The 12,502-nt window shown below is 60.4% G+C and carries 13 protein-coding genes; 8 read left to right on the forward strand and 5 right to left on the reverse strand.

The genetic code is table 11. The features are described 5' to 3' along the window. Positions 1 to 13: 13 nt before the first annotated feature. Complete coding sequence (locus OIU37_RS27880; protein WP_264259298.1) at positions 14 to 988, reverse strand: LysR family transcriptional regulator; 975 nt, start codon at positions 986 to 988, stop codon at positions 14 to 16. 39 nt (positions 989 to 1,027) lie between these two features. On the opposite strand from OIU37_RS27880, the gene OIU37_RS27885 reads away from it, so the two are divergent. After that, complete coding sequence (locus OIU37_RS27885; protein ID WP_264259299.1) at positions 1,028 to 2,401, forward strand: MmgE/PrpD family protein; 1,374 nt, start codon at positions 1,028 to 1,030, stop codon at positions 2,399 to 2,401. Positions 2,402 to 2,466: 65 nt separating this feature from the next. On the opposite strand, the gene yghX is transcribed toward OIU37_RS27885, so the two are convergent. Then, entirely contained in the window at positions 2,467 to 3,354 is an 888-nt protein-coding gene (yghX, locus tag OIU37_RS27890) for a YghX family hydrolase (protein WP_264259300.1), read from the reverse strand. A 319-nt stretch (positions 3,355 to 3,673) separates the two neighbouring features. On the opposite strand from yghX, the gene OIU37_RS27895 reads away from it, so the two are divergent. The 5 genes from OIU37_RS27895 (at position 3,674) to OIU37_RS27915 (ending at position 9,088) form a co-directional block, all read left to right on the forward strand. Continuing rightward, positions 3,674 to 4,831 carry a Gfo/Idh/MocA family protein gene (locus OIU37_RS27895; protein WP_168313093.1) on the forward strand — a complete coding sequence of 386 codons (1,158 nt, stop codon included), beginning with the start codon at positions 3,674 to 3,676 and terminating at the stop codon, positions 4,829 to 4,831. 13 nt (positions 4,832 to 4,844) lie between these two features. Continuing rightward, entirely contained in the window at positions 4,845 to 5,729 is an 885-nt protein-coding gene (locus tag OIU37_RS27900; RefSeq protein WP_171604856.1) for a carbohydrate ABC transporter permease, read from the forward strand. Then, positions 5,726 to 6,583, forward strand: a complete 858-nt coding sequence (locus OIU37_RS27905) for a carbohydrate ABC transporter permease (protein ID WP_168313095.1) — start codon at positions 5,726 to 5,728, stop codon at positions 6,581 to 6,583. The genes OIU37_RS27900 and OIU37_RS27905 overlap by 4 nt, the downstream gene beginning before the upstream one ends. A gap of 73 nt (positions 6,584 to 6,656) precedes the next feature. Next, a complete protein-coding gene (locus tag OIU37_RS27910; protein WP_264259428.1) occupies positions 6,657 to 7,862 on the forward strand; it encodes an ABC transporter substrate-binding protein in 1,206 nt (401 codons plus the stop codon). Positions 7,863 to 7,954: 92 nt separating this feature from the next. Further along, the gene (locus OIU37_RS27915) at positions 7,955 to 9,088 is read left to right on the forward strand and encodes an ABC transporter ATP-binding protein (protein ID WP_240605190.1); all 1,134 of its coding nucleotides are present in this window, start codon (positions 7,955 to 7,957) and stop codon (positions 9,086 to 9,088) included. 226 nt (positions 9,089 to 9,314) lie between these two features. On the opposite strand, the gene OIU37_RS27920 is transcribed toward OIU37_RS27915, so the two are convergent. After that, a complete protein-coding gene (locus OIU37_RS27920; RefSeq protein WP_264259301.1) occupies positions 9,315 to 9,899 on the reverse strand; it encodes an N-acetyltransferase in 585 nt (194 codons plus the stop codon). A gap of 302 nt (positions 9,900 to 10,201) precedes the next feature. Here OIU37_RS27920 and OIU37_RS27925 point away from each other — a divergent pair, with 302 nt between their 5' ends. Together OIU37_RS27925 and OIU37_RS27930 are read left to right on the forward strand one after the other, a co-directional pair. Beyond that, a complete protein-coding gene (locus OIU37_RS27925) occupies positions 10,202 to 10,579 on the forward strand; it encodes a VOC family protein (protein WP_264259302.1) in 378 nt (125 codons plus the stop codon). Positions 10,580 to 10,598: 19 nt separating this feature from the next. Continuing rightward, the gene (locus OIU37_RS27930; RefSeq protein WP_264259303.1) at positions 10,599 to 11,492 is read left to right on the forward strand and encodes an arginase family protein; all 894 of its coding nucleotides are present in this window, start codon (positions 10,599 to 10,601) and stop codon (positions 11,490 to 11,492) included. A gap of 76 nt (positions 11,493 to 11,568) precedes the next feature. Here OIU37_RS27930 and OIU37_RS27935 read toward each other — a convergent pair whose 3' ends face one another. Both OIU37_RS27935 and OIU37_RS27940 read right to left on the reverse strand, forming a co-directional pair. Continuing rightward, positions 11,569 to 12,072 carry an SRPBCC family protein gene (locus tag OIU37_RS27935; RefSeq protein WP_264259304.1) on the reverse strand — a complete coding sequence of 168 codons (504 nt, stop codon included), beginning with the start codon at positions 12,070 to 12,072 and terminating at the stop codon, positions 11,569 to 11,571. Then, positions 12,056 to 12,412 carry a helix-turn-helix transcriptional regulator gene (locus OIU37_RS27940; protein WP_171378296.1) on the reverse strand — a complete coding sequence of 119 codons (357 nt, stop codon included), beginning with the start codon at positions 12,410 to 12,412 and terminating at the stop codon, positions 12,056 to 12,058. Before OIU37_RS27940 ends, OIU37_RS27935 begins: the two co-directional genes overlap by 17 nt. Between the last annotated feature and the right edge of the window lie 90 nt (positions 12,413 to 12,502).

Genomic DNA, 12,502 nt, shown 5'->3' on the forward strand with positions numbered 1-12,502 from the left:
TCAAGCAGCGTCATCATGCCCAGTCCGAAATGCTTTGAAGGAAGAGGCTGGCGGCCTTGGGCATCGGAAATTTCTCTCCGCTGATCAGCGCGTAGGCAACCGGCAGTTCCGGTTCGAGCGGAATGAACTGCAGCGGCAGCGTCGCATATTCGCGGGCGATGATCTCGCCGACCAGCGCAATGCCGAGCCCCTGAGCGGCCAGCGCGCAGGCACTCGCCACCGAATGCGCTTCGAGCAAGGGGCGTTGGCGGATGCCGGCTTTGTAGAACAACGCCTCAAGCTCGTGACGAACCGGTCGCTCCCTGTTCAGCATGATCAGATCCTGCCCCTTCAGGTCGGCGACCGACAATTGGCGGCTGCCGGCCTTGGGATGATCGTTGTGCAGGGCGCAAATGACCCGCGACGACAGGATCTTCTCCTGTTTCAATCCCGGGCTCATCAGCGGCAGACGCGCGAAGCCGAGATCGGCCTCGCCGTCGGCCACCATCCGTTCAATTGCCAGATAGCTGCCGGACGCGACTTCGACGCGCATTGGACCATTCGCCGCGAGAAAGTTCTTCAGCAGCTTCGGAATGCGCGTCGAGGAAAGACTGGAGGGAAAGGCGAGCCGCAGCATGATCTCGCGCGACCGACCGCTCTCGAGCTCCATCGCCGCCGTTTTCAAGGCGCGTAGCCGGTCGGAAATGGCACGGATTTCCGGGCCGAGCTGCAGCCCCTCGCGGGTCGGTTGCAGCCGGTTCTTTTCCCGGTCGAAAAGCCGGACGCCGAGATAGTCTTCTAGTTGCTGCAACAAACGGCTGGCGTTCGATTGCGAGATCCCAAGCTCGACGGAAGCGGCGATCGTCGAGCCAGTCGCCGCGATGGCGTCATAGGCCTCGATATGCTTCAGGCTGATCGCCGCACTCGTGTCTCGCGCCATTCTATCTCCAATGTCGATAGCCCTACCCGCAAACCGCATAAGATTGCGGACCTGCGGAAAGTTGAACATTTTTCGCTGAGAACCAAACTCACGGAAAGACTTTCGTCAATGGCCACCATTCTCCGGAAGATCGCGGAACAGGTCCTGTCGCGAACGACGTTCTCAGACCTCGCCATGGACCGGGCAAGAGATGCTGCGGTGGACACCATCGGCTGTATGATTGCAGGCCGTGGCGATGAAAGTGTTGCCGCGCTCACCCGCGCCTTCGACGGGGAAATCGCCGGGGGCGGCGAAGCGCGGCTCGTGACCGGCGGCTCCGCCTCGCCCTCTTTCGCCGCACTCATCAACGCAACGGCGGCGCATGCGCTCGATTTCGATGACAATTTCCATCCGGCGAGAGCGCATTCTTCCGCAGTGCTGGTGCCGGCGCTGCTGGCAGTTCTGACGCGCCGCAAGGTGACAAGCGGAAGACGGTTTCTCGAGGCCTACCTGGCCGGGCTGGAAGCGCAAGCGGCGGTCGGCTTCGGCGTCAATCCGTCTCACTACAACAGGGGCTGGCACGCAACGGCGACGGTCGGCAGCATCGGGGCCGCGGCTGGCGTGGCTCGGCTTCTCGGCGGCGACGAAGAGAGCCTGACCGCGGCGATGAGCCTCGCGACGAGCTTCGCCTGCGGCCCGAAAGGGCAATTCGGCACGACCGCCAAACCGCTTCACGCCGGCATTGCCGCGCGCAATGCCGTGGACGCGGCCCGCATGGCGCTTGCGGGCATGAGTGGGCGGCCGGATATCCTCGAGCGGCCGCAAGGCTTCCTCGATCTTTTCGGGGGCGATGATGCCAAGGGCTGGGCGGGCTTGACATTCGAGGAGGAGCATATCATCGAAAGCCGGGGCGTGGTCACCAAGCGCCATCCTTGCTGTGCCTCGACCCATCGCGCCATCGATGCGCTTCTGGATCTGAAGCAGGAGCAAGGACTTTTGGCGGGCGACATTGCCAGGATCGAGACGAAGGTCGGCATATCCGCTGCCCGCAACCTCGCCTATCCCGATCCCACCGACGAGATGCAGGCACGCTTCTCAATGCAATATTGCCTGGCGACGGCTTTCCTCAAAGGCTCCCTTAGCCTTTCGGACTTTACACGGCTGGAGATTGGGCGAGCGGAAATCCGGGAATTCATGCCGCGCATCGAAATGCAGTCCTATTCGGCTGATGAGGAAAAAGGCGTGGAGCGCCTCCCGCATACCGTCACGGTCACGATGCGCGACGGGCGCATTTTGAACAAGTCCCGCTTGCACGCGAAGGGATCGCTCGAAGCGCCGATGAGCGTTCATGAACGTGAAGTCAAATTCCTGGACTGCTTGCGCTGGGGAAATCGGAATGTGTCCGGCGCCTCTTTCCTGCAGCTTCGCGGGCTTGCCGATTTTGAAAACCTGTCCGGCGACAGGCCCTTCTGGAGCCTGATCACAGGCCATCAGTCGTCTTGACAGCCGCGGGGACGGATAGGCGGCGGGGAATGCTCCCCGCCGCGGCTCGTTCAAGTCCGGCCTTCTCAGGCGAGGTATTTCGTAAACCAATCGACCGTTCGCTGCCAGGCGAGCTTGGCTGCCGCTTCGTCGTAGCGGGGCGTGGAATCATTGTGAAAGCCGTGATTGACGTCAGGGTAGACGTAGGCATCGAATGTTTTTCCGGATGATTTCAGCGCAGCTTCATAGGCCGGCCAGCCTTCGTTGATCCCCTTGTCCAGCCCGGCATAATGGAGAAGCAGCGGCGCCTTGATCTTCGGTACGTCTTCGGCGCGCGGCTGCCGGCCGTAGAAGGGCACGGCTGCGGCAAGCTCCGGATAAGCGACCGCCGCAGCGTTGGCGACGCCGCCGCCATAGCAGAAACCGGTGATGCCGACCTTGCCGGTGGTGAGATCGCTGTGCATCAAAAATTCGACCGCCGCGAAGAAGTCGTTCATCAGCTTTTCCGGGTCGACCTTCTGCTGGAGTTCCCGCCCCTTTTCGTCATTGCCAGGATAGCCGCCGACCGAGGTCAGGCCATCCGGCGCAAGTGCGATGAAACCCGCCTTTGCCACGCGCCGTGCCACATCCTCGATATAGGGGTTCAGACCTCTGTTTTCGTGAACGACCACCACGGCCGCGACTTTGCCGGCGGCTTTTGCGGGGCGGACGAGATAGGCGCGGACATCGCCATTTCCCTTTGGCGACGGATAGGTGATGTATTCGGCTGATATATCGGGATCGGTGAACTCGACCTGGGTCGCCAGCGCATAGTCAGGGCTCAGCGATGCAAGAATGGCGGCTGCCGTCACGCCGCCGACGGCGAATTTGCCGGCTCGGTCGAGAAACTCACGCTTGGTAATTCTCCCGTGGGCGTAATAGTCGTAGAGTTCGAGAAGTTCCTGAGGGAAATCCTTGGCTGTCATACGCGTCATGATGGCTCCTCCTTGCCTCTTTTGTTCTCACACCATCCTACACAGGTAAGCTCGCGTCTCTTTTCAACATTTCGAGAGTTTCGCGTGAGCTTGCCGGCTGGGGCAGCCGGCGCTGAACGACTGCCTTGGCTTCGGGAGCATACGCGCTGCGTCCATCGGCGAACCGCGTCCGGCCAGTCGCTGTAAGCAATCGGTCGCCAGCTATCGATCTATGAAAATTAATTTCATGCTCGTGCTTCGATGCCCGTTTTCTATTGACGCCTCCCGATTTTTGTCCCAACTTAAAGAAAATAAATTACTAAATGGGAACTTGATCGGCATGAAAGTGGGAATCATCGGGCTAGGATTCCGGCTCGGCTATCTCGGCTATGTTTTCAAGGCAATCGATAGCAGCTTCGACATTGTCGGCTATGTGGATCCGGAACCCGCCGGACTTCCCGGATTGACGGAAAAGGGAATTTCAGTCGGCAAGGCCTATGGTTCGCCGGAAGAGCTCCTCGCCTCCGAAAAACTCGATCTGCTGATGATCGGCTCCCCCAATCACCTGCATCTCGACCATATCAGGCTCGGGCTTCAAGCCGGTCTCAAGGTCTTTTGCGAAAAGCCGATCGTCACGACCATCGCCGAAAGCATCGAACTTGCCCATCTGATGGCAAAATTCGGCCATGAGCGACTGATGGTCGGTCTCGTGTTGCGCTATTCTCCTCTTTATAAGGATCTCCGCGCCATCCAGGCCGAGGGCAAGCTTGGTCAGATCGTGTCGATCGAGGCCTCCGAACATATCGAGCCTTATCACGGCGCCTTTTTCATGCGCGACTGGCGCCGCTATGAGCGCTATTCCGGCAGCTTCATGCTGGAGAAATGCTGCCACGACCTCGATCTGTACAATGGCGTCGCCGGCGCACGTCCGGAGCGCGTCGCAAGTTTCGGCGGCCGCAAGAGCTTCATTCCGGCAAACGACCCGGCGCGCGAGGGCATCAACGACCTCGAGCTTTTCCACCGCAAGCCGAGCGGATGGATGGGATCGGACAAGGTCTTCGACAGCGATGCCGATATCATCGACTATCAGGTCGCGATCGTCGAATATGCCAATGGCGTCGGCATGAACTTCCACACCAATCTCAACGTGCCCGACCAGTTCCGGCGTTTTGCCATCATGGGGTCGCGCGGCATGGCCGAAGGCGATTTCGTTCGCGGCTATCTCGACGTTCACGAGCAACTGACCGGCAACAAGATCGTTGAAAACAAATATGCCGCCACCGAGCTCTCCCAGCATTACGGCGCCGATGAACAGATGGCGAGCGACCTGCTTGAAAGCGTGCGCACCGGGCTCGAACTTCCTGTTTCCACGCTGAATGCGCTCGAAGCCGGCATTCTCGCCTTGGCAATGGACGAAGCGAGGATGAAGAAAACGGTCGTCGATCTCAGACCCATCTGGGACCGCTTCGACGAAGCCCTTCACGCAAGAGCGGCTTGAGGAGCGCGGCAAGATGAGTGTTCAAAAAAGCACGGTCATCTTCGCCTGGATCCTTCTTCTCCCGGCTGTCCTCTATGTCTTGGCGATCGTCGCCTATCCGCTCGTCGATACGTTCATTCTCTCCTTCACCGATGCATCGCTTAGGAAGACCACCAATTGGGTCGGCTGGATCAATTACGAGAAGATCTTCAATGAACGGTTTGCCGAAGTCATCTTCCGGACCTTCATCTGGACGTTCTTCTCGGTCGCCCTGAAAATGGTGATCGGCACCTTCGGCGCATGCATGCTGAATGCCGCCGTACCCGGCCGCTCCTTGTTCCGGCTTTTGACCATGCCGCCATGGATCGTGCCGATGGCGATCGGCATCTTCATGTGGGGCTGGATGTATAATGGCCAGTTCGGCATGATATCGGGCATGCTGCAGCGCTTCGGTCTCGTCGACGGCCCTGTCGCCTTCCTCGCCTATGGCAGCACCGCCTTCTGGGCAACGATCATCACCGACGTGTGGATCGGCGTGCCGCTGGTGACGATCTACTTTCTGGCGGCGATCCAATCCATTCCGAAGGATCTCTACGAGGCCGCCTGGACCGACGGCGCCGGCCGCTGGTATCGCTTCCGCCGCATCACCCTGCCGCTGATGGTGCCGGCGATCATCACCATGTCGATGCTGTCGCTGATCGCAACCTTCAACTCGTTCGACATCATCTGGATCCTGACGCAAGGCGGACCGAGCGGCGAGACGACGACGATGATCATCGATACCTATCAGACGGCGATCGGCTCGAAGAAATACGGTGAAGGTGCAGCGCGCGCCGTTTTGATCTGCATCTTCCTGTCGCTCTTCTGCTTCGCCTATTTCCGCGTCACCCGCCGCCTCAATCCGGAGAAGCGCGCATGAGCAATGCAGCCATGATCGACCGTTACCGCTGGTGGGAAATCATCCTGATCTATTGCGGCATTGCGCTGTTTCTTTTCTTCGTGCTGTCGCCCTTCGTCGAAGGTTTCCTGGTTTCGCTGAAGCCGCTCAGCCAGCTCTTCTCCTCGCCCTATCGCTTCTGGCCGGAGAACGGCTCCTTCGAAGCCTATCGGACGATGTGGATCAGCGTGCCGGGCTTCGGGCGCTATATCTTCAACTCGTTTTTCATCTCGACCGTGGTCACGCTGATCGTGCTCTGCCTCGTCATTCCGGCGGCCTATGCCTTCGCGAAGTTCGAATTCAGGGGCATGGGCATCCTGCTCGGTGCCTTCCTGACGGTGAACATGTTCTCCGGCGCCGTGCTTTTGATCCCGCTCTTCCGGCTGATGCGCAGCATGGGCGTGCTCAACACCTATCTCGCCATGATCGTGCCGGGTGTCGCCTTCCTGATCCCCTCGGCGATCTGGCTGCTGCGTACTTACATGATCCGTATTCCGCAGGAACTCAACGAAGCGGCCTACATGGATGGCGCCAGCCATTTCTACACGCTGCGCCGGGTCATCCTGCCCATTGCGATGCCGGGGATCATCGTCGTCGCCATCACCACCTTCATCGGCGCTTACGCCCAGCAATTCATCTTCGCGCTGACGTTCAACTCGAAGACCGAATACATGCCCTTGCCGGTGGGGCTCTTTGCTTACTTCGGCAAGCAGGAGGTCATCTGGAACGAACTGATGGCGGCTTCCTTCGTCGGTATCGCGCCGGCGATGGTCGTCATCTTCTTCCTTCAGCGCTACCTTGTCGGCGGGCTGACCGCCGGTGCGGTGAAACAATAAGACCAAAAAACGAGTGAACAGCTAACACAAGAATGGGAGTCACGACGTGAGCATTACCATCAAGACAGGCCTGATGGCCCTCGCCTTGCTCGGTTCGACGGCATTGACCGCAGTCACTGCCCAGGCGGCCGACAAGGAAATCAGCTGGATCTATTGCGGCGACACGATCGACCCGGTCCACACCAAATATATCAAGCAGTGGGAAGAAAAGAACACCGGCTGGAAGATCGCCCCCGAGGTCGTCGGCTGGGCGCAGTGCCAGGACAAGGCAACGACACTCGCCGCCGCCGGCACGCCGGTCGCGATGGCCTATGTCGGCTCGCGCACGCTGAAGGAATTCGCCCAGAACGACCTGATCGTTCCGGTGCCGATGACGGATGACGAGAAGAAGACCTATTATCCGAACATCGTCGACACGGTGACCTTCGAGGGCACGCAGTGGGGTGTTCCGATCGCCTTCTCCACCAAGGCGCTCTATTGGAACAAGGATCTTTTCAAGCAGGCCGGCCTCGATCCCGAGAAGCCGCCGAAGACCTGGGCTGAAGAAATCGAGATGGCAAAGACCATCAAGGAAAAGACCGGGATCCCGGGCTATGGTCTCCCTGCCAAGACCTTCGACAACACGATGCACCAGTTCATGCATTGGGTTTACACCAACAACGGTAAGGTGATCGATGCCGACGGCAAGGTCACGCTCGACAGCCCTGAGATTCTCGCTGCGCTGAAGGCTTATAAGGACATCGTCCCCTACTCCGAAGAAGGCCCGACGGCCTACGAGCAGAACGAAGTCCGCGCCATCTTCCTCGACGGCAAGGTCGCGATGATCCAGGCAGGCTCTGGCGCAGCCGACCGCCTGAAGGCGACGAAGATCAGCTGGGGCATCACGACGCTGCCGCTCGGCCCCGACGCCAAGGGCCCCGGCACGCTGCTGATCACCGACAGCCTGGCGATCTTCAAGGGTTCGGGGGTCGAGGACAAGGCGACGGAATTCGCCAAGTTCATCACCTCGCCCGATGTGCAGTCGGAATACGAGCTGCAGGGCGGGGCCGGCCTCACCCCGCTGCGCCCGTCCGCCAAGGTCGATGAATTCGTCGCCAAGGATCCTTACTGGAAGCCGCTCATCGAGGGTATCAGCTACGGTGGTCCCGAGCCGCTCTTCACCGACTACAAGGGCTTCCAGAACTCGATGATCGAGATGGTCCAGTCCGTGGTGACGGGCAAGGCCGAGCCGGAAGCCGCACTTACGAAGGCTGCCGGCGAAATCGAAGCGTTCAAGTAAACCGCTTTGGACTCTTTGGGATCGCGGGTGCAACAGCCCGCGATCCCTCCCCGATCGAATGTGCGACGAAGGCCGCCGGTGGAGACAGATTTTTGGGACAGCTCTTTCTCAACAAAGTTCAGAAATTCTATGGCGACTACGAAGTTCTGAAGGGCGTGCAGCTCGAGGTAAAGAACGGCGAGTTCGTCGTCTTCGTCGGCCCGTCAGGCTGCGGCAAATCCACCCTGCTGCGCATGATCGCCGGTCTCGACGCGACGAGCGCGGGCGACATCGTCATCGATGGTATCAGGGTCAATGATCTGCCGCCGGTCAAGCGCGGCATCGCCATGGTGTTTCAGTCCTACGCGCTCTACCCCCACATGACCGTCTTCGAAAACATCGCCTTCCCGCTTCGCGTCGAACGGATGGAAGAGGAAAAGCTCAAGGCCAAGGTGGAAAATGCCGCACGCATCCTTCACCTCGAACAGCGGCTGCAGCAGAAACCCGGCATGCTGTCCGGCGGCCAGCGCCAGCGCGTCGCGATCGGCCGCGCCATCGTGCGCGAACCGAAGATTTTTCTGTTCGACGAGCCGCTTTCCAACCTCGACGCGGCGTTGCGCGCCGACATGCGCATCGAGCTTGCCAAGCTGCACAGGCAGTTGAAGGCGACGATGATCTATGTGACGCACGACCAGGTCGAGGCGATGACGATGGCGGATCGTATCGTCGTGCTGGATTCCGGCGATATCTCCCAGACGGGGGCACCGCTGGAGCTTTATCACAAGCCTGCAAACCAGTTTGTCGCCGGCTTCATCGGCAATCCGAAAATGAATTTTCTTCCCGTAACCTGCAAGGGCGTCAGCGCCAATGGCGTCGAGGTGGATTATCAAGGCCAGACAGCCGTTCTGCCCGTGACGCCGCGTGACGGCATGGCCGGCAAGGCTTTGACGCTCGGCATCCGGCCGGAACATATCCAGCTCGGCGGCGGCGATATCGTCTTCAAGGTGACGCCGACGGTCATCGAGCGCCTCGGGGCAAACACGGTCGCTTACGCCTCGCTCAACGGAGAGTCCGAGAATTTCTGCGCCATGCTGCCGGGCAGCGTCGGCATCCGTGCGGATGCACCGGTTGCGACCGGCATCAATGCCGCGGATTGCCACCTCTTCGATGAGGCGGGTATTGCCTTCGAGCGGCGGGTTGAACTGACCGAAATCGATATGAACGTGATCAATCCGACGGCTGCCTGAACCGACCGGCTCCGTGTCGAGGTTCGTCCTGACAGAGGTCGGTTCCGGCTAGGGGCAATAACACCCTATGCAATTATGGCTGTCCACCGGTAGGAATTCGGGGAGTTTTTCACTCCGCGAACGTCTTTGGAAATCTCCTGCAGTCCGGCCCGAAGCGGACTTTCATTGGGCAATCAGTGTTCTCGGCGCCGCCCGTATGCCACAAACGATCTGATCGAACTGAAGCTCAACGCGGCCGCCGCAGCATCGGGACGAGCGTCGGCGACGAACCGGCCTGGATCGCGCCGAGTGGTTCAAAGCCGTAGCGTCGGTAGAACGGAATGTTGCGCGGGTTCGAGGACTCTAAATAGGCTGGCGCGTGATCGCGATCGCACCGTGCGAGTGCGTAGGCCATCAAGGCGTCGCCGTGACCTTGGCCTTGATGCGCCGGGTCGACGCCGATCAGGGGCAGGTACCAATGTGGTTCCGTTGGGTGGTACGCGGCCATCTGCTCGAATATGGCCGTGGTTTCGGGGGCAAGAGCGCGCGCAACCGTGCTCTCGAGCACCGCACCAAGCCCTTCCTCGTCGGAATGCACCCCGGGCGATAACCACAGCGCCGTCCCGGCGTAGCCGTCGGTGCAAAAGGCGCTTCCGTTAGAGAATGCGTTGCTCCCAAACGCCCGGATCATTCGCGGCATGGCCGCAAGATACTGATGTGCGTGCGGCCAGGTCCATCGCGCCATAGGATCCGCTGCAAACGCCAGCATGACCGTTTCGACCGCCAGATCTTCCTCGGCCGTGGCCATAACTCTCACTGTTGGCGATTTCACACTGCCCTCCTGACGTAGGTGGTCCGACGAGGCGCCCGTGCTCGTTCTCAGCTGCGCATCGTAACCCGGATCGCGTGGGAGCGATACCGGTTGCTGCTGGCTCAGCGGTTCCAGATTCGCTTGGAATGCCTGTTCAAGGTCCGGAACGGCCGCTTCTCATTGGTGTCATCCCGTAAGCTGCCCGTCCGCTCTCCGCCAATCGTTCGCACCACCTGCTTTAGTTCCGACAAACGACAGTCGGCTTTGAGGGAACAATGACCAGAAGCTGCCGTTAGGGGGACAAGGCTGGAGCGGAGGTAGTTGTGATCCACCATGTTTCGGTAGGGACGAATGATGTTGGGCGTTCGAAGCGCTTCTACGATGCCGTTTTGCCCATCGTCGGCCTTGTGCCGATGGCCGAAGACGAGGGTGGACTAGGTTACGGAAGCGGCACGTTTCACTTCAGCGTTCAGGTTCCGATTGATGGAAAACCAGCGACCGTGGGCAATGGCACTCATATCGCCTTTGCCGTCGAGGACCGTTCGATGGTCAATCGATTTTACGCAGCAGCACTAAAATATGGTGGCAGCGACGATGGCGCTCCGGGGCTGCGGCCGAACTATGATGCAAACTATTATGGAGCGTTCGTCCGCGATCCGGACGGTCACAAGATCGAGGCCGTGACCTACTCCGCAAAATGACTCGCTAACGGAGGAGCGCATGCCGACCCTTCCCTATGCAATTCTCGAAGCCCCCTCTACTCTGGGCCTCGCGACCGACGGTGTGGAGCACTTGCCCGACCAGCTCTTGGGCCTCGGTCTTGCGGAGCGCATCCATGCGCGCCGCGTCGAGCGGCTGGCGGTGCCTCCGAAGGACCCTACGCCCGATCCCGAGACCGGCACCCTGAATGCCAGGGCAATTGCGGCGTGGTCGCCCAAGCTTGCCGACGCGGTGGAAGCGGTGCTTGACGCGGGCGAATTTCCGGTTGTACTCGGCGGCGATTGCACGATCCTAATGGGCTCGATGCTCGCGTTTCGACGGCGCGGCCGCTACGGCCTGTTCTTCATCGACGGCAACGCCGATTTCTTCCAGCCCGAGGCGGAACCCAATGGTGAGGGCGCCTCGATGGATCTTGCCTTCGTCACCGGCCACGGCCCGTCGCTCCTGACCGACATCGAAGGTCGCGGTCCTTTGGTCCGTCCCGAAGACGCCGTCGCGTTCGCATATCGCGATCATAAGGATCAGGAGGAGTACGGAAGCCAGCCGCTTCCCAAAGAGCTCAAGGCGATTGACCTTCCCGCCGTGCGCCGAGTGGGCATCGAGGCCGCCGCGCGCGAAGCGGTCGACCACCTGACGCGAGAGGAACTGGACGGCTTCTTCATCCATCTCGACGCCGATTGCCTCGACGACGTCATCATGCCGGCTGTCGATTTCCGCATGCCGGGCGGGTTGTCGTGGGACGAGCTAGGGACCGCGCTTCGGCTTGCCTTGGCGAGCGGCAAGGCAGTCGGTATCGAGATCAATATCTACAATCCGCGCCTTGATGAGGACGGCAGCGCCGGGCGCGGCCTGGCCGACGTACTAGCCGCAGCACTCGGAACAGCAGCGCACTGAACGCTCCGGCCGGAAAGGCCGGTGGAGTCACTTCCCAAGAGCAGATGTTCCCTCGAGGCGAGTTACCCGACCCGCGCTACTCCCCTATGCTGGAAAGCAATTCATCGAGCTGTTCCAGTTGCTCCGGCAATGCAGCCGCCCCGCCCTGCAGTGCTTCCTCAAGCGCCTCCTTGGACGGATAGACCTCGTGGAAAGTCAGTAGTGTCCTCCCGCCTTGGTCCTCGAACGTCACGGTCGTGATCGCGCCCTCTTCGCCCTCGTCGTTGGTCCAGACGATGCGCTCGTTCGGCACCACCTCGAGATATCTGCCGTAGAAGGCCATGGTGTCCGAACCGCCGGCGCCGAATTCCAGCCGATATTTGCCGCCTGTACGGACGTCCATATCGCACGATACGAGCGAAACGCCGGGTGCCGATTTTGGCACCCACCAGCGCTGGAACAGCTCGGGCTGGCTCCACGCCCTGTAGACCGTGCTCGGCGGCGCATTGAATGTCCGCGTTACGACGAGTTCGCGATCCCCTTTGCGCTCGACTGACGTGCGGTTCTGCGCACCACCTTCACTGTCAACTTGCTGATTCATCGCTTCCCTCCCGTTTCATTTCGCTGATGATTTCGTCCAATGCTTCGAAGCGGGCCTCGAAGAGCTTGCGATGCGCCTCGATCCACTCGGCCTCCGCCTTGAGGCCGCGTTTCCCAAGCTTGCAGGTTCTCACCCGTCCGACCTTCTGCGTGACGACGAGCCCCGCGCGCTCGAGAACCTGGACGTGCTTCTTCATGCCGGTCAGCGTCATCTGGAACTTATCCGCGAGACTGGTGATCGACGCGTCCCCTCGCCCAAGCTGATCGATGATCCCGCGGCGGGTCGCATCGGACAGCGCCGCGAACGAGAGATCGAGAGGAAGGGTTACATACTGAACCATCTAGTTCAGTGTATAGCCTTCTCGCTACGAAGCGCAAGCGCCTCAATACGTGTCCCGCCGCAACAAGCCGGCCAGCGTGGAACGCCGGCC

Origin of the sequence: Rhizobium sp. BT-226, from assembly GCF_025847085.2 — a bacterium.
GTDB classification, from domain to species: Bacteria; Pseudomonadota; Alphaproteobacteria; order Rhizobiales; family Rhizobiaceae; genus Rhizobium; species Rhizobium sophorae.